General features: G+C 64.5%; 18 protein-coding genes. 14 read left to right on the plus strand and 4 right to left on the minus strand.

Annotated elements, in window-relative coordinates:
• Nucleotides 1-4: 4 nt before the first annotated feature.
• Together ACFOM8_RS08625 and ACFOM8_RS08630 are read left to right on the plus strand one after the other, a co-directional pair.
• A complete protein-coding gene (locus tag ACFOM8_RS08625) occupies nucleotides 5-1,990 on the plus strand; it encodes a conjugal transfer protein TraG (protein ID WP_089389005.1) in 1,986 nt (661 codons plus the stop codon).
• Nucleotides 1,991-1,994: 4 nt separating this feature from the next.
• Nucleotides 1,995-2,423 carry a ribbon-helix-helix protein, CopG family gene (locus ACFOM8_RS08630; RefSeq protein WP_080620500.1) on the plus strand — a complete coding sequence of 143 codons (429 nt, stop codon included), beginning with the start codon at nucleotides 1,995-1,997 and terminating at the stop codon, nucleotides 2,421-2,423.
• A 101-nt stretch (nucleotides 2,424-2,524) separates the two neighbouring features.
• On the opposite strand, the gene ACFOM8_RS08635 is transcribed toward ACFOM8_RS08630, so the two are convergent.
• Genes ACFOM8_RS08635 through ACFOM8_RS08645 form a run of 3 tightly spaced genes read right to left on the minus strand, consistent with a single transcriptional unit; the run spans nucleotide 2,525 to nucleotide 4,729 of the window.
• Nucleotides 2,525-3,085 carry a pyridoxamine 5'-phosphate oxidase family protein gene (locus ACFOM8_RS08635; protein ID WP_080620501.1) on the minus strand — a complete coding sequence of 187 codons (561 nt, stop codon included), beginning with the start codon at nucleotides 3,083-3,085 and terminating at the stop codon, nucleotides 2,525-2,527.
• Nucleotides 3,082-4,020: a DMT family transporter gene (locus ACFOM8_RS08640; protein ID WP_080620502.1), complete on the minus strand. Its 939-nt coding sequence runs from the start codon at nucleotides 4,018-4,020 to the stop codon at nucleotides 3,082-3,084. The genes ACFOM8_RS08635 and ACFOM8_RS08640 overlap by 4 nt, the downstream gene beginning before the upstream one ends.
• Nucleotides 4,021-4,024: 4 nt before the next feature.
• Nucleotides 4,025-4,729, minus strand: a complete 705-nt coding sequence (locus ACFOM8_RS08645) for an SDR family oxidoreductase (RefSeq protein ID WP_089389006.1) — start codon at nucleotides 4,727-4,729, stop codon at nucleotides 4,025-4,027.
• Nucleotides 4,730-4,856: 127 nt separating this feature from the next.
• On the opposite strand from ACFOM8_RS08645, the gene gcvA reads away from it, so the two are divergent.
• The 12 genes from gcvA to ACFOM8_RS08705 all read left to right on the plus strand — a co-directional run bounded on the left by gcvA (nucleotide 4,857) and on the right by ACFOM8_RS08705 (nucleotide 15,584).
• Nucleotides 4,857-5,744 carry a transcriptional regulator GcvA gene (gene gcvA, locus ACFOM8_RS08650; protein ID WP_080620504.1) on the plus strand — a complete coding sequence of 296 codons (888 nt, stop codon included), beginning with the start codon at nucleotides 4,857-4,859 and terminating at the stop codon, nucleotides 5,742-5,744.
• A 239-nt stretch (nucleotides 5,745-5,983) separates the two neighbouring features.
• Entirely contained in the window at nucleotides 5,984-6,934 is a 951-nt protein-coding gene (gene trbB, locus ACFOM8_RS08655; protein ID WP_425274181.1) for a P-type conjugative transfer ATPase TrbB, read from the plus strand.
• Nucleotides 6,931-7,260, plus strand: a complete 330-nt coding sequence (locus ACFOM8_RS08660) for a TrbC/VirB2 family protein (RefSeq protein WP_028710779.1) — start codon at nucleotides 6,931-6,933, stop codon at nucleotides 7,258-7,260. Before trbB ends, ACFOM8_RS08660 begins: the two co-directional genes overlap by 4 nt.
• A complete protein-coding gene (locus ACFOM8_RS08665) occupies nucleotides 7,260-7,541 on the plus strand; it encodes a VirB3 family type IV secretion system protein (protein ID WP_080620506.1) in 282 nt (93 codons plus the stop codon). The genes ACFOM8_RS08660 and ACFOM8_RS08665 overlap by 1 nt, the downstream gene beginning before the upstream one ends.
• A 10-nt stretch (nucleotides 7,542-7,551) precedes the next feature.
• Complete coding sequence (trbE, locus tag ACFOM8_RS08670; protein WP_377761028.1) at nucleotides 7,552-10,062, plus strand: conjugal transfer protein TrbE; 2,511 nt, start codon at nucleotides 7,552-7,554, stop codon at nucleotides 10,060-10,062.
• Nucleotides 10,059-10,838 carry a P-type conjugative transfer protein TrbJ gene (gene trbJ / locus ACFOM8_RS08675; protein WP_080620508.1) on the plus strand — a complete coding sequence of 260 codons (780 nt, stop codon included), beginning with the start codon at nucleotides 10,059-10,061 and terminating at the stop codon, nucleotides 10,836-10,838. Before trbE ends, trbJ begins: the two co-directional genes overlap by 4 nt.
• A gap of 17 nt (nucleotides 10,839-10,855) precedes the next feature.
• Nucleotides 10,856-11,143 carry a putative entry exclusion protein TrbK-alt gene (gene trbK-alt, locus ACFOM8_RS08680; protein ID WP_080620509.1) on the plus strand — a complete coding sequence of 96 codons (288 nt, stop codon included), beginning with the start codon at nucleotides 10,856-10,858 and terminating at the stop codon, nucleotides 11,141-11,143.
• Nucleotides 11,144-11,145: 2 nt separating this feature from the next.
• A complete protein-coding gene (gene trbL / locus ACFOM8_RS08685; RefSeq protein ID WP_080620510.1) occupies nucleotides 11,146-12,504 on the plus strand; it encodes a P-type conjugative transfer protein TrbL in 1,359 nt (452 codons plus the stop codon).
• Nucleotides 12,501-13,190, plus strand: a complete 690-nt coding sequence (gene trbF, locus ACFOM8_RS08690) for a conjugal transfer protein TrbF (RefSeq protein ID WP_080620511.1) — start codon at nucleotides 12,501-12,503, stop codon at nucleotides 13,188-13,190. The genes trbL and trbF overlap by 4 nt, the downstream gene beginning before the upstream one ends.
• Nucleotides 13,187-14,215 carry a P-type conjugative transfer protein TrbG gene (gene trbG / locus ACFOM8_RS08695; RefSeq protein WP_080620512.1) on the plus strand — a complete coding sequence of 343 codons (1,029 nt, stop codon included), beginning with the start codon at nucleotides 13,187-13,189 and terminating at the stop codon, nucleotides 14,213-14,215. The genes trbF and trbG overlap by 4 nt, the downstream gene beginning before the upstream one ends.
• Entirely contained in the window at nucleotides 14,212-15,342 is a 1,131-nt protein-coding gene (locus tag ACFOM8_RS08700; RefSeq protein WP_080620513.1) for a TrbI/VirB10 family protein, read from the plus strand. Before trbG ends, ACFOM8_RS08700 begins: the two co-directional genes overlap by 4 nt.
• Before the next feature lie 2 nt (nucleotides 15,343-15,344).
• Nucleotides 15,345-15,584, plus strand: coding sequence for a DUF2274 domain-containing protein (locus ACFOM8_RS08705; RefSeq protein ID WP_080620514.1), 240 nt, complete (start codon nucleotides 15,345-15,347; stop codon nucleotides 15,582-15,584).
• Here ACFOM8_RS08705 and ACFOM8_RS08710 read toward each other — a convergent pair.
• Nucleotides 15,517-16,500, minus strand: coding sequence for a LysR family transcriptional regulator (locus ACFOM8_RS08710; protein ID WP_080620515.1), 984 nt, complete (start codon nucleotides 16,498-16,500; stop codon nucleotides 15,517-15,519). The two genes, ACFOM8_RS08705 and ACFOM8_RS08710, sit on opposite strands and share 68 nt — an antisense overlap.
• Nucleotides 16,501-16,829 lie beyond the last annotated feature (329 nt).

Consider the following 16,829-nt stretch of genomic DNA (forward strand, 5'->3'; position numbering starts at 1 on the left):
CCCCATGTCCGCCACCAAGATCCTCTGGGGACAGATCAGCGTCGTCTTCCTCATCATCCTCGCCACCACCTGGGGCGCCACCCAATATGTCGCCTGGAGCCTTGCCTATCAGGCGCAACTCGGGCCGCCCTGGTTCGAGCTGTTCGGCACCCCGATCTACTATCCGCCCGCACTCTTCTGGTGGTGGTATTTCTATGAAGCCTATGCGCCGCCGATCTTCGCCAAGGGCGGGATCATCGCGGCCTCGGGCGGCTTCATCGCCATCGCGGTCGCCATCGGCATGTCAGTCTGGCGCGCGCGCGAGGCGAAGAACGTCGCCACCTATGGCTCGGCGCGATGGGCGGAGAAACCCGAGGTGAAGGCGGCCGGCCTGCTCGATCCCGATGGTGTCGTCCTTGGCCGGTATGATCGCGAGTATCTGCGCCATGATGGACCGGAGCATGTGCTGTGCTTTGCCCCGACACGTTCGGGCAAGGGCGTCGGCCTGGTGGTGCCGACGCTGTTGACCTGGCCCGGCTCGGCCATCGTCCACGACATCAAGGGCGAGAACTGGCAGCTTACCTCGGGTTTCCGGGCACGCCATGGCCGCGTGCTGCTCTTCGACCCAACCAACCCAAAGTCCTCGGCCTACAATCCGCTGCTCGAGGTGCGCCGCGGCGAGTGGGAGGTGCGCGACGTCCAGAACATTGCCGACATCCTCGTCGACCCCGAAGGCTCGTTGGACAAAAGGAATCACTGGGAAAAAACCAGCCATTCGCTCCTCGTCGGCGCCATCCTTCATGTCCTCTATGCGGAGCCCGACAAGACCCTCGCCGGCGTGGCACGATTCCTCTCCGATCCGAAGCGCCCGGTGGATTCCACCCTGCGCGCCATGATGGAAACCGCGCATCTCGGTGACGCAGGACCGCACCCCGTCATCGCCAGCGCCGCGCGGGAGCTGCGCAACAAATCCGAGAACGAGCGGTCCGGCGTGTTGTCGACGGCGATGTCGTTTCTCGGCCTCTATCGAGATCCGGTCGTGGCCGAGGTCACGCGCCGCTCAGACTGGCGCATCAGCGACATTGTGGGAGGCGATCAGCCGACCACGCTCTACCTCGTCGTGCCGCCCTCCGACATCAACCGCACCAAGCCCTTGATGCGACTGCTGCTGAATCAGGTCGGCCGCCGCCTGACCGAGGATCTGCAGGCGAACACGGGGCGGCATCGGCTGCTCTTGATGCTCGACGAGTTTCCGGCGTTGGGCAGGCTCGACTTCTTCGAGACGGCCCTGGCCTTCATGGCGGGCTATGGTCTCAAGAGCTTCCTGATCGCGCAGTCGCTGAACCAGATCGAGAAAGCCTATGGCCCGAACAACTCTATCCTCGACAACTGCCATGTGCGGGTGAGCTTTGCGACGAATGACGAACGCACCGCCAAGCGAGTCTCGGACGCGCTCGGCACTGCTACCGAGATGAAGGCGATGAAGAACTACGCCGGGCACCGGCTGTCGCCCTGGCTCGGGCACCTCATGGTTTCGCGCTCGGAAACCGCCCGCCAGTTGCTGACGCCGGGCGAGATCATGCAGCTTCCCCCGCATGAGGAGATCGTCATGGTGGCGGGCATCCCCCCGATCCGGGCGACGAAGGCGCGCTACTACGAGGACGCCCGGTTTCGCGAGCGTGTTCTGTCACCACCTGAATTGCAGCGCCCTGAGGGAGCCCGGCCCGACGACTGGACCACGCTTCCGCTCCCGGCGCGGCCGGAAGCCGCCGTGGATGAGGACAACCCCACGACGGATGACGAGGATACGACCGAATCCGAACGCCGCTTGCAGCCAGAACTCAGCCGGGTGAAGCCGGTGGAGAAGAAAAAGCCCATCGAGAACGAGTTTGAGTTCGCCCCGCCCGATGATGTCGACGAGGAGGCTGTCCAGAACCGGCGGATGATCCGGCAGGTCCAGGGGATTGCCCGGCAGGTTGCCATGGACCCGAACGACGGCATGGACCTATAGGACCATGATGCAACGCAAGAAGAAATCAAAGGTCACGATCTATCTCGATCCAGACCTCACTGCGGCGCTGGCCGACTTCGCCGCACGCCGGGATCGGTCGCAATCCATGATCGCCGAGGCTGCCATCGCATCCTTCGTGTCGCCGGATGATGCTGAGCGCCGCGAGGCGATCGTCGCCAAGCGACTCGACCAGATCGACCGCCGCATGACGCGGGTAGAGCGTGATGTCGGCATCGCCGTCGAGAGCCTGGCGGTATTCATTCGTTTCTGGCTGATGACGACGCCAGCCTTGCCCGAGCCGGCGGCAAAGGCGGCAAAGGCCAAATCGGCCGAGCGATACGAGGCGTTCATCACTGCGCTCGGCCGACGCCTCGCACAGGGACCGAAGCTGCGGCAGGAGATTACCGAGGATGTAGCGGCAGCGGACGAATAGATCGTCAGGCGGAGTGCTTGCATTAATGCCGATCCCGTAAACTGCTTTTTCGCGGCGATGGCGCGACGGAGGCGAACGCTACAACTATCGCAAAACCGTTCTTAGGGCACGATCCAGCGTCCTTCCCAGCCGTGGAGCCCTTGCCTAAAGCTGCATCGCCTGTGCGGCTCCGAGGAAAGATCCAATCGTTCCACATGGCTTATGACGATCTCGACCAGGCAGAACCGCGCATAGGCGGTCGCCGGATCGCTATCGTCGGTTTCCATTTCATTCGGCGAGGCCAGCACTGTCCCCGGCGGCAGTGCCGACCGAAAGAGGATATGTGTATGCGGGCGCAGCGCGTTCCAGAAGTCCCGCCGCCTCGTCTCGTCTTCGATGATCTCCGCCCGACCGTCGATGCGCAGTTGAACGACCCTCTCATTGTCGAAGCCGGCAAGCGATACGCACGGATTGGCCGTGATCTCCCGAACCTTGGGCGAACGCAGGTCGGTGATGAAGGACAGACTCGTAGATGCCTCGTTGAAGCTGCGCAGCACGATGGTTCGGATCTTCGGCGCACCGTCCTCGCCGACGGTCGCGAGTTGCATCAGCGTAAAGGGCGTTCGCTGTTTGACCGCATCGGCCAGCACCAGCCAGACATCATGGAGCAATGCCTGCTTCATGGTGCTTTTCCGGCAGGAGCAAGGCCGACACCGGCATCTGGCTCGACCTCCGGTGCCACCTTCCGCGACCCGAACTGAAGCAGAGCGACCCCCGCGAGGATGAGGCACATCGCCAGGTAGCCGATCAGCTGGATCGCCTCGCCGACGAACACGACGCCGATCACCAGGGCCACGACCGGAGGAATGTAGGTAACGCTCGAAGCCGCCAGCGCACCGAGGTTTTCGACGATGTGATAATAGGCGACATAGGCAAGGCCGGTTCCGCAGAGGCCAAGACCGATGACAAGGCCGATCCAGGCCCGGTCGTCGGCGAAGACCGCGCCAATCCCCTCGACCGGGATCACCATGAACAGCAGAAGCATTGCGATGCCGATCTGGTAGGTCGTCAAGGCGGCGGCTGGCAGCTTCAGCGGGCTGACGAATTTTCTGGCATAGACGAAGGAGCAACCGACGCTGAAGGTGCCCGCGATCATCCAGGCGACCCCTGCCATCTCGATGTCGCCACCGACCGACCACGGCTGCGCGATCAGCAACACGCCGAGAAAGCCGAGGGCGACGCCGACCGCCTTTGTCGCCGTGATGCGTTCCTCGCGCAGGAAAAGGAAAGCGCAGACGAAGGTGAAGAGCGGGATCGCCCCGCTCAGCATTCCGGCGATGCTCGACGGCAGCAAGGCCGTGCCCTTGGCGAAGGCGAAATAGTAAAGCGCGGTCGCCACCAGCGCCATGACCGCGAAATGATGCACATGACGGGCATGGCTCCATCGCAGTTCGCCCCGAGACAGCGCGAACAGAAAAACAGGGAGGAAGCCGAAGACCACGCGCAGCAGCGTGATCTGAGCCGGCGTGATGTATTCCGCTGCCCATTTGACGAAGATGAAATTGCTTCCCCAGATGAATCCGAGGAAGCAGAAGGCAAGCCAGGCGGTTTTCTTCATGGGCTTACACGGCGCGGGTGACGCCGCCGTCGACCCGGATATTCTGGCCAGTGATATAGGCCGCGCCATCGGAAGCGAGGAAGGCAACCGTCGCCGCGATTTCCTCGGAGGTGCCGTAACGCTTCAAAGGCACGCCGTCGCGGCGCTCCTCGGTCGCGGGGAGACTGTCGATCCAGCCGGGCAGCACGTTGTTCATGCGGATGTTGTCGGCCGCATAGGTATCGGCGAAGATCTTGGTGAAAGATGCGAGCCCGGCACGAGCAACGGCCGAGGTCGGGAACATCGCACTCGGCTCGAAGGCCCAGGCCGTCGAGATGTTGATAATGACGCCGCCCTTATGCTTCTGCATGGTCGGAGCGACGAGCCGAGCCGGCCGCACGACGTTCAGGAAATAGGTGTCGAACCCTGCGTGCCAGTCCTCGTCGGTGATTTCGAGGATCTGCTTGCGCGGGCCGTGGCCGGCGCTGTTGACCAGCACGTCGATACGTCCCCAACGCTCAAGGGTGCCGTCGACGAGGCGCTTCAAGTCGTCATTCGACTGGTTCGAGCCCGTGACGCCGAAGCCCCCGAGTTCCTGTGCCAGTGCCTCACCCTTGCCAGAGGACGAGAGAACCGCGACCTTGAACCCATCTGCCGCCAGCCGGCGCGCAGCAGCCGCGCCCATTCCACTACCGCCAGCCGTGATGATTGCGATTTTTTCTACTGTCATATCCGTGGCCTCTGAAAGAGAATTGATCGTGGAAGCCGCCTATACGGAGGCACTATGGATTGGTATCATCCTTTGAAACGGGATACGAACCAGTTCCACTCCCATCACTCTGTAGAAAATCTATCCTATGCCGGAAGGTTTCCCTCGACTCCCCTCGCTCAACGGCCTGCGCGTATTCGAGGTCGTGACGCGGCATCTCAACTTCCGGCTCGCGGCCGAGGAGCTGGGCGTCACGCAAGGGGCGGTCGCGCAGCAGATTCGCGGGCTGGAAGCCGAACTCGGGCTGAAGCTGTTTGAGCGCCAGCCACGCACGCTGGCCTTGACGGAGGCGGGCCGCAGCTACGTTGCCAATATCCGCCGGGCGTTCGAGTTGATCGCCGAGGCGACCGAAATGCTGAAGCCGGAACCCAGGCACCTGACCATCAGCGTCACGCCGACCTTCGCATCACGCTGGCTGATCCCGCGCCTGCCAGATTTTACCGCCACACACCCGGATATAGACCTTCGTATCCTTGCCACGGATCGGCTTTCCAGCTTCCAGACGGATGCGGTCGACATCGCCGTGCGCTATGGGCGGCCACCCTTCGGGGCGGGCCTCAACACCGAACTCCTGTTCGAGCAGGTGATCGTCGCAGTTGCCAGCCCGCTTCTCCTCGAAAAGCTCGGTCCGCCCGACGAGGACGACAATCTCACGCGCTATGCGCTCCTACACGACGCACATAATTTCTGGCCACAGTTCCTCGAACGAGCCTATCCGGGTGGCGTGACCGCCTCAGCCAAGAACATTCGCTTCAACCAGACATCGCTCGCCGTTGACGCGGCTGTCGCCGGTCAGGGTCTGGCGTTAGCGAGCCTGTTCTTCGTGCAGGACGATATTGATGCAGGCCGCCTCGCGCGCCCCTTCGCGACGGAATTGCGCGTCGGTTCGGACTTCTACCTGGTTTCGCCGCGCAAGCCGCGCCACCCTGAACCGACAGCGGATGTGCGGAGCTGGCTCCTGACCGCCGCGCGATGAACCGAATCACCTGACAAGGACCAAGGCGCTGCTTTCAGGCTTGGTCCTAGATGGGGTCACCGCCGTTCTCCTGTATTTGCGCGCTACGCTACTACGACGGTCGAAACTTGTTGAAACGACCCGATTTGGGTCTCTTTTAGTCATCCCCATCCGGGGATCGTCTCTCGCCTCCCCGGTGGAACGGGGACGAGATGGCAGGCATCAACCACAAACAGGCAACGGTGGACCGCGGCGCGCGTATGCTCCGGACGGCGCTCGGGCCTGCCATCTCAACCTTGCTGCAAGACCCGTCTGTCGTCGAGGTCATGCTGAATCCCGACGGGCGCATCTGGGTCGACCGGCTGTCCGAAGGGCTGGCCGATACCGGCGAGATCCTGTCCGCCGCCGATGGCGAGCGCATCGTGCGGCTGGTGGCCCACCATGTCGGCGTCGAAGTGCATGCGCGCAGCCCACGGGTCTCGGCGGAGCTGCCGGAATCGGGAGAGCGCTTCGAGGGGTTGCTGCCCCCGGTGGTGTCCTCGCCTGCCTTCGCCATCCGCAAACCCGCCGTCGCGGTGTTCACCCTCGATGACTATGTGGCGGCCGGCATCATGTCCGAGGATCAGGCAGAAGCACTCCGCGCCGCCGTCCAGTCGCGCGCGAACATCCTGGTCGCGGGCGGCACGTCCACCGGCAAGACCACGCTGACCAATGCGCTGCTCGCCGAGGTGGCGAATACGCAGGATCGGGTCGTAATCATCGAGGATACCCGCGAGTTGCAATGCGCGGCGCCCAATCTGGTCGCCATGCGGACCAAGGATGGTGTCGCCACTCTGTCCGATCTGGTGCGCTCGTCCTTGCGCCTGCGCCCCGACCGTATCCCGATCGGTGAGGTCCGTGGGGCCGAAGCTCTGGACCTGCTCAAAGCCTGGGGCACCGGCCACCCCGGAGGGATCGGAACGATCCATGCCGGTTCCGGCATCGGCGCGCTGCGCCGCCTCGAACAACTCATCCAGGAAGCGGTCGTCACCGTGCCGCGCGCGATGATCGCGGAAACCATCGACCTTGTTGCCGTCCTCTCCGGGCGCGGTTCCGCCCGCCGCCTTGCCGAGCTTGCCCGCGTCGAGGGGCTCGGGCCGGACGGAGACTACCGAATTTCCTCAGCCTTTTCAGAACCCGACACCACTCACAACACTGGAGAACCTGCATGATCCGTCGTGCCTTCCGTATCCGCCACCATATCGCAACCGCATCGGCCTTCGCCTGGGTGAGCCTGATGACGTCCCCGGCCTGGGCCTCCGGCTCCTCCATGCCCTGGGAGGCGCCGCTGCAATCCATCCTCGAATCCGTCGAAGGTCCAGTGGCGAAAATCGTGGCGGTGATCATCATCATCGTCACGGGCCTGACACTGGCCTTCGGCGATACCGGCGGCGGTTTCCGGCGGCTGATCCAGATCGTCTTCGGCATCTCCATCGCCTTCGCGGCATCGAGCTTCTTCCTGTCGTTCTTCAGCTTCGGCGGGGGGGCGCTGGTCTGATGGCCGTGAGCTTCGAGGCCCTCGATACCGTGCCGGGCTTCGCGGTGCCGGTTCACCGCGCCCTGACCGAGCCGATCCTGCTCGGCGGGGCGCCCCGATCCGTCGCGATCCTCAACGGCACGCTGGCTGGCGCCGTCGGCCTCGGCCTTCAGCTATGGCTTGCAGGCATCCTGATCTGGGCCGTCGGTCACATCGCCGCCGTCTGGGCCGCCAAACGCGATCCGCTCTTCGTCGAGGTCGCGCGCCGCCATCTTCGCATCCCCGGCCATCTTTCGGTGTGAGGCACGAGCCATGATGAATCTCGCAGAATACCGTCGCACCGCCTCACGCCTTGCCGACTACCTTCCCTGGGTGGCGCTGGTCGGCTCCGGCGTCGTGCTGAACAAGGACGGCTCGTTCCAGCGCACGGCGAAGTTCCGTGGTCCCGATCTGGATTCCGCCGTCGCGGCCGAGCTGGTCGCGGTGGCCGGGCGGCTGAACAACGCCTTCCGCCGTCTCGGCTCCGGCTGGGCCATCTTTGTCGAAGCACAGCGGTCGGAAGCCGCAAGCTATCCCGCAAGCCGCTTCCCCGATCCGGCCTCGGCGCTGGTCGATGCCGAGCGGAAGGCCGATTTCGAGGAGGAGGGCAGCCATTTCGTCTCTGGCTACTTCCTGACCTTCCTGTGGCTCCCGCCCGCCGAAGATGCCGCACGTGCCGAGTCCTGGCTGTATGAAGGGCGCGAGACCTCGGGCGTGAACCCCTGGGAACTGGTGCGCGGCTTCATCGACCGCACCGACCGCGTGCTGGCGCTGCTCGACGGCTTCATGCCCGAGTGCCGATGGCTCGATGACGCCGGCACGCTGACCTACCTCCACTCGACGATTTCGACCAACCGGCATCGCGTCCGCGTGCCCGAAACTCCGGTCTATCTCGATGCGCTGCTGGCCGATCAGCCGCTGACCGGCGGCCTGGAACCCCGACTGGGCAATCAACATCTCCGGCTTCTGACGATCACCGGCTTTCCGGGCACCACCACACCCGGCCTGCTCGACGAGATGAACCGGCTGGCCTTTCCCTACCGATGGTCCACCCGCGCCATCCTTATGGACAAGACCGACGCGACCCGGCTGCTGACGAAGATCAGGCGGCAATGGTTCGCCAAGCGCAAGAGCATCGCGGCGATCATCAAGGAGGTGATGACCAACGAGCAATCTGCGCTCGTGGATACCGATGCGGCGAACAAGGCCGCCGACGCGGACATGGCCTTGCAGGAACTCGGCGCCGACATGGCCGGGATGGCCTATGTCACGGCGACCGTCACCGTCTGGGACGAGGACGCCCGCCGCGCCGACGAAAAGCTGCGGCTGGTCGAAAAGATCATCCAGTCCCGCGATTTCAGCGTCATGGTCGAGACGGTCAATGCCGTCGACGCCTGGCTCGGCAGCCTGCCCGGACATGCCTATGCCAATGTCCGGCAGCCGCCGGTCTCGACGCTCAACCTTGCCCACATGGTCCCTTCGTCCGCCGTGTGGGCGGGGCCGGAACGCGACGATCATCTCGGCGCACCCCCACTGCTTTACGGCAGGACCGAGGGATCGACGCCGTTCCGGCTTTCCCTGCATGTGGGCGACGTGGGCCATACCCTCGTCGTCGGACCGACCGGCGCGGGCAAATCCGTGCTGCTGGCGCTGATGGCCTTGCAGTTTCGCCGCTATCCGCGCGCTCAGGTCTTTGCCTTCGATTTCGGGGGGTCCATCCGCGCCTGCGCCCTCGCCATGCAAGGGGACTGGCACGATCTTGGCGGCGAGCTGACCGATGCGGCCGATGCTTCCGTCTCGCTGCAACCGCTGGCTCGTATTCACCAGACCTCCGAGCGCGCCTGGGCTGCGGACTGGATCGTCGCGATCCTGATGCGCGAGAACATCCAGATCACCCCGGACGTCAAGGAACATATTTGGACGGCGCTGACTTCGCTTGCTTCCGCCCCGGTCGGCGAACGCACCATCACCGGCCTTGCCGTGCTGCTCCAGTCCAACGACCTGAAACAGGCGCTACGGCCTTATTGCGTCGGCGGCCCGTATGGTCGGCTGCTCGACGCCGAGAGCGAACATCTCGGTTCGGCCGATGTCCAGGCATTTGAAATCGAGGGCCTCGTCGGCACCGGCGCAGCGCCCGCCGTCCTCTCCTATCTCTTCCACCGCATCGGCGATCGGTTGGGTGGGCAACCTACGCTGCTGATCATCGACGAGGGCTGGCTTGCGCTGGACGACGAAGGGTTCGCGGACCAACTCAGAGAATGGCTCAAGACCCTGCGCAAGAAGAACGCCAGCGTCATCTTCGCCACGCAGTCGCTGTCCGACATCGACAATTCCGCCATTGCTCCGGCCATCATTGAAAGCTGCCCGACGCGACTCCTCTTGCCGAACGAGCGCGCCATCGAACCCCAGATCACCGCGATCTATCGCCGCTTTGGCCTCAATGATCGCCAGATCGAAATCCTGGCCAGGGCGACTCCGAAGCGGGACTACTACTGCCAGTCGCGGCGTGGCAACCGCCTGTTCGATCTTGGATTGTCGGAGGTCGGTCTGGCGCTCTGCGCCGCCTCGGCCAAATCCGATCAGGCCCTGATCACCGAAATCCTCGCTGAACACGGTGGCGACGGGTTCCTCTCGGCCTGGCTCCGGGCACGCGACGTCGATTGGGCCGCCGATCTCATCCCGGACCTCACCAATCTCGCGACCGAAAGCGAGACCCTGCCGCCGACGGTCGCTGACCTCGGCGAAATCGAACTCATCCTGGAAGAAGAGGAGATTACCCCATGACGCGCACAATTCCCCGGCTCACCCGCATCGCCAGCGCTTCGGCGCTCGCCCTTGCGCTCACCGCACCGCTGGCGCTGACCCCGATGTTCACGACACCGGCCCACGCCTTCTTCGGCATTGGGCGGATCGTCTATGACCCGACCAACCACGCGGAGAACCTGCTGACCGCCGCCCGCACTCTGGAACAGATCAACAACCAGATCACCTCGCTCCAGAACGAGGCGCAGATGCTGATCAACCAGGCCCGCAACCTCGCGAGCCTGCCCTACAGTTCGCTTCAGGCGCTTCAGCAGAACGTCCAACGCACCCAGCAGCTTCTCGGGCAGGCCCAGAACATCGCCTTCGATGTGCAGAACATCGACCAGATGTTCCAGCAGGATTATGGCAACCTTTCCCTCACGGCCACCGACCAGCAGCTCATTGCGGATGCCCGAACCCGCTGGGAAAATACCGTCGGGGGTCTTCAGGACGCGATGCGGGTGCAGGCGGGTGTCGTCGGCAATATCGACAGCAACCGCGCGGAGATGTCCGCGCTCGTCGGCGAAAGCCAAGGGGCGACCGGCGCGCTTCAGGCCACCCAAGCCGGCAATCAGCTTCTCGCCCTCCAGTCGCAGCAGCTTTCCGACCTGATCGCGGTCATCTCGGCCAACGGCCGGGCCGACGCCCTGATGGAAGCCGAACGCGCGACCGCCGCCGAACAGGGCCGCATCCAGCGCGAACGCTTCCTGACACCGGGCTCGGGCTACCAGCCCGGCAACGCCCAGATGTTCAACTGACGCCGGGGAGGCCCATCATGGAGGGGAAGGTGCTGGCCCGGATCGCAGCCATCGTATTCGTAGCCGTCGCCATCACGGCGGCGATCATCGAGATGAACCGCGAGGATGTAGCCGGTCCGGCCCCTTCCGTTCCTTTGCAGACGCGACAGGTCGATCTCCTGCGCGAGGGGCAGCGTCTCTGTCAGGAAATGGGCGAGGCGGCGGCCAATGACGCCGAATGCTTGGCGATCTGGGCCGAAACCCGCGACCGCTTCCTCGGACGGTCGCCCGCGCAGTCGACGCCTGGCCCGGATGGGGAGCGATAATCATGGGCGGAACGGGGGTCATCGACAATTTTCTCGGTATCTTCACCAGCTACATCGACTCGGGCTTTGGCCTGCTCGGCGGTGAAGTTGCCTTCATCGCGACGACGCTGATCGTCATAGACGTCACGCTCGCCGCCCTGTTTTGGGCCTGGGGCGCCGACGACGACATTCTCGCGCGCCTGGTGAAGAAGACGATCTTTGTCGGTGTCTTCGCCTATATCATTGGCAATTGGAACAGCCTCGCACGCATCGTCTTCGAGAGCTTCGCCGGGCTGGGCCTCATGGCTTCCGGCACAGGCTTTTCGGCCGCAGATCTCCTGCGCCCCGGCCGCGTTGCCCAGATCGGTCTCGACGCCGGGCGGCCGCTGCTCGAATCCATCTCCAGTCTCATGGGCTGGATCGCCGTCTTTGAAAACCTGGTGCAGATCCTCTGCCTGTTCTTCGCCTGGGCACTGGTTATCCTCGCCTTCTTTATTTTGGCAATCCAGCTCTTCGTCACCCTGATCGAGTTCAAGCTGACCACGCTTGCGGGCTTCGTGCTGATCCCCTTCGGCCTGTTCGGCAAGACCGCCTTCATGGCGGAACGGGTTCTGGGGAACGTCATCTCTTCCGGCATCAAGGTGTTGGTCCTCGCCGTCATCATCGGCATCGGCTCGACACTCTTCGGCCAGTTCACCGCCGGCTTCGGCGGCGCGACCCCGACCATCGACGACGCCATGGCGATCGTGCTGGCAGCCCTTTCCCTTCTCGGCCTCGGCATCTTCGGCCCCGGCATCGCCACCGGCCTCGTCTCCGGCGGCCCGCAACTCAGTGCTGGCGCTGCCGTCGGGACTGGCCTCGCTGTCGGCGGTGCCGCGATCGCTGCCGGTGGTGCGACCATGCTCGCCGCGCGGGGGGGCGGTGCCACACTCTCGGGCGGTGCTGCACTTGCACGCGGCGGGGCCTCAGCCGCCGGCGCAGCATCGTCTGCCTATTCCCTCGGCTCCATGGGTGGGTCAGGCGCGGCGGGGGTCGCTTCCGGCCTTGGCGGTGTGGCGCGCGCCGCAGGCTCGGCTGCCATCTCGCCTTTGAAGCGCGCAGCCTCCCATGCCGCCGACAGCATGAAGTCCAGCTATTCCGATGGCGCAAGGGCCGGATTTGCGGCGTCCGGCGGCAGTTCGTCCATGGGCACGGTCGGGGGCGCCCCGTCGCCCGAGCAATCACCTCCTTCAGCCGCTGATGGTCCACCGGCCTGGGCGCAGCAGATGCGCCGCAGCCGGGCGATGAGCCACGGCGTCACCGCTGCCGCCCATGCCGTCCGGTCCGGCGACAGCCACGGTGGCGGCTCCTCAGTCAGCCTTTCCGAAAGTGACCGCACATGAACACCTTCAAACGACCGACGACCCATTACGGCAAGGTGCCGGAACCCGAAACGCCCTATCAGCGCGCCGCGCAAGTCTGGGACGACCGCATCGGCTCGGCCCGCGTGCAGGCGAGGAACTGGCGCTACATGGCGTTCGGTTCGCTGATCCTCTCGGTCGGGTTCGCCGGCGCTCTTGTCTGGCAATCTGCGCGCGGAACCGTCGTGCCCTGGGTCGTTCAAGTCGACAATCTCGGCCAGGCGCAGACCGTTGCCCCCGCTACCGCCGATTATCGGCCGACCGATCCGCAGATCGCATTCCATCTCGGCCGCTTCATCGAACAGGTCCGCTCGCTTCCGGCTGACCCGATCATTGTCCGTCAGAACTGGCTCAGGGCCTATGACTGGACCACGGATCGCGGCGCCGTGGCGCTCAACGACTACGCCCGCGCCAACGACCCGTTCACGCGCGTCGGCCGCCAGCAGGTCGCCGTCGAGGTGTCGAGCATCATCCGGGCGTCCCCGGACAGTTTCCGCGTAGCCTGGACCGAACGCCACTACGAAAACGGCCAGCTCTCCACCACCGAGCGATGGACCGCGATCCTCACCATCGTCATCCAGCCGCCGCGTGACGCCGAGCGCCTGCGCGCCAATCCCTTGGGAATCTATGTCAACGCAATCAACTGGTCGCGGGAGATGAGTCAATGATCCGCACGTCTTTGAGTGAACCCGCTTTTCCGGTTTTCCGTAAACTCGGTTTTCCGGCTTTGTTGCTTGCCGCGACCATGCTCGCTGGCTGCGCCACCAACCGGACACCGCAATTCAGCTACGACGCCGATGTCCCGCCTCTTCCGTCCGCGCAGGCTCCCATCACCGATGCACGCCCAAGGCCGCTGCATGTGCCGCCCACCTGGAATGTGGCGCGGGGCGGCGAGGCTGCCGGCACGGCCACCGGCCGCGTTGAGAACGCCAATGCCGCCGCCCGTGTCGAGCCGCGTCGCGAAGGCTATTACAATGCCATACAGATCTATCCCTGGTCGGAAGGTGCGCTCTACCAAGTCTATGCCGCCGTCGGACAGATCACCACCATCGCGCTGGAGCCGGGCGAGAACCTGACCGGCGCGGGACCGATCGCCGCCGGCGACACGGCCAGGTGGGTGATCGGCGACACAGAGAGCGGAAGCGGTCCGACGCGCCGAGTGCATGTGCTGGTGAAGCCAACCCGGCCGGACATCTCGACCAACCTCGTCATCACCACCGACCGGCGCATCTACATGATCGAACTTCGCGCCCGCGAAGCGCTCTATATGCCTGCCGTGGCATGGGCGTATCCGGCACCGCCGCCGGGCAGCCGAGCGACCGCGCCGTCGGTCCCCGTCATCCCGGCCGAGGCCGCGCGGAACTATCGCTACGCCTTGCAGCTGCAAGGCGACAGCCCGCCATGGCGTCCAGTCTCCGTCTTCGATGACGGCAGGCGCGTCTATGTCGTCTTCCCACGCGGCATCGTGCAGGGCGAGATGCCGCCCCTGTTCGTTCTCGGTTCCGACGGCGAACCGCAGATCGTCAATTCGCGCATCCACCAAAATGTCCTGATCGTCGACAGGCTGTTCGGCGCGGCGGAACTGCGCCTTGGCAGCGGTGACCGCCAGCAGGTGGTCAGAATCGTCCGTATCGAGCAGAGACAGGCCGCTACCCAGTCGGCCGACGCGACCACGGGAGGATCGCCTTCATGAGCGATACCAACACCGCCGCGCCCATGCGGTTGCGCGCCGAGCCGCCCCGCGTCACCCGCTTGTCCCGCAAGGTGCTGGCAGGCGTCGGCGCCGCCGCGCTTCTCGGCGTCGGGGGAGCGCTGATCTATGCGCTCCAGACCCGCGAGGCGGGGCCGGGAGGAGGCGAACTCTACTCAACCGAGAACCGTCCCACTGCGGATGGCCTCGCCGGTCTCCCGCGCGATTATACTGGCCCGATCCTGGGGCCGGCATTGCCGGGCGACCTTGGCCGGCCAATCCTCGATGCACAAAATCGGGGACAGCCGATCGTTCCGCCTGCCATCACAACCCCTGCCGTCGATCCCGAGGAGCAACGCCGCCTCGCGGAAGAAGAAGCCGCACGGTTGAGCAACGTATTTTTCCAGTCAGGCCCACGCACGGGAGGTCCGGCCGGAACAGCCATGCCCGGACTGGCTGGGCTCACAGGACAACCGGACGGAACGGCGGGCCAGAATCGCCATACCGCTTTCCTCAACGGGCCGGTGGACCGGCAGACCGTCGCTCCGGATCGCGTCGCACCGCCGGCCTCGCCCTACATCCTTCAAGCCGGAGCCGTGATCCCGGCCGCGCTCATCACCGGCATCCGTTCCGACCTTCCGGGCCAGATCACCGCACAGGTGACGGAGAACGTCTATGACAGCCCCACCGGCTCGCTGCTCCTGATCCCGCAGGGAACGCGCATCATCGGCCAATATGATGATGGCGTGACCTTCGGCCAGCGCAGGGTGCTCTTGGTGTGGAATCGCCTGATCCTGCCGGGCGGACGCTCCATCGTGCTTGAGCGCCTGCCGGGCGCGGACGCCAGCGGCTATGCCGGCCTTGAGGACGGGATCGACTACCACTGGTGGGATCTGATGAAAGCGGCTGGCCTCTCCACGCTGCTCGCGGTCGGCGCGGAGCTGGCGACCAGCGACGAGGACCGGCTTATCCGGGCCATCCGCGACGGCGCACAGGATACCGTCAATCAGGCGGGCCAACAGATCGTGCAACGTCAGTTGCAGGTTGCCCCCACGCTGACCATCCGGCCGGGCTTCCCGGTCAGGATCATCGTGACCCGCGACCTTGTATTCGAGCCGGCAGGAGGTTGATCATGACCAAGCTGAGACTCGGCCCGCTGCCCGACGACAAGCCCGTCAAGGTGACGGTGGAGCTGCCCGCGCCGCTTCACCGCGATCTGGTCGCCTATGCCGAGGTGCTGGCCCGCGAGAGCGGCCAGCCCGTCGCCGATCCCGTCAGGCTCATTGTGCCGATGCTGGAGCGATTTATTGCGACAGATCGCGGCTTCGCAAAAGCACGTCGCTCGCCCCAATCTGCGAAGCCGCTTGCTTGAGCCTCATAGCCTTGGCAGACGCCGCCTTTGCCATGGAGAGCAACCTGCGGAACGCGGGATTGTCGTTCGCCGGGGACCAGACCGCCGAAAATGGAAGCACCTCGGCGGCGATGGGTCGGTATGTGATGCCTGGAAGCGCGGCCACCGTCATGGCCTCGCTCACTAGCGTCAGACCCTGGCCGATCGCCACCAGCGGCAGCAGGTTATCCCGACCGACCGATTGAACCTGGATCTCGGGATGCCGGCCGAGGTCCGCCAACTCCCGCACCAGATGGTCATGGATCTCCTGGCCCGGCGCGGCTTCGCTGACGATGAAGGGCTCATCGGCGAGATCTCCCCACATCACCTCGTCCAAAGCCGCCAGGGGGTGGAGATCGGGCAGCACAACGAAAACCCGCTCGGACCACAGAGGCGCCCGGTCGCATCCAGGCCATTCCCGGTCGCCGGTCAGGAAGGCGACGTCGAGGCGGAACTGGCGGATGGCCGCGACGTGTTCGGCAGGATCGCCGTCGATCAGTTCGATCCTGACGTCTTTATGAGACCGACCATAGCTTGCCAGCAGCTTTGTCAAAAAGCCCGAAGCGATGGACGAATAGATGCCGATCCGCACTCGTCCCTGCTCGGATCGTCCTGCGGCGGCAACTTCGTGAGCGCCTTCGTCTATCGTCTTGATAGCCCGACGCGCGCGATGAAGGAAACGCTGCCCCGCAAAGGTCTGCGACACGCCCCATGCGTGCCGGTGAAAAAGGGACGCGCCCATCCTGTCTTCGAGATCGGCGATGCAACGGCTGATTGCCGATTGCGATAGTCCTAACGAACTCCCTGCCTTTCGGAAGCTGCCATGTTCGGCAGCGGCTATGAAGTAGCGAAGGTGACGAAGCTCGATGGAGTCAGGGAACTTGGCGGTCTCCTTCATCCGAGGGCCGCCGTCCGGATCATATGCTCTCGGACCATAGGCAAGCCAACTGTCCCTCTCCGATTGTCGAGCATTCACGCGATGACGAGACGTATCGCGCGTAGCGGGTCATAGCCAGATCATACAACATTTGAACACATAAACAACTGTTCAATATTTGTATGAAAGAGGAAGATAATCGAGAGAGGCGATGCCACCGCCAGGTCAAGATGCCGAAGTCTCAAAACGAGCCCGTGGCGCTTGAGGATTGCGGTCGTGGCATGACGGATGCTTGCGGCTTACAACGGTGGCAAGGTCAAGCAGAAAGTTTTCTGAATTTTGCCCCTTGA

This window comes from Paracoccus angustae, from assembly GCF_042648745.1.
Taxonomy (GTDB): Bacteria; Pseudomonadota; Alphaproteobacteria; order Rhodobacterales; family Rhodobacteraceae; genus Paracoccus; species Paracoccus angustae.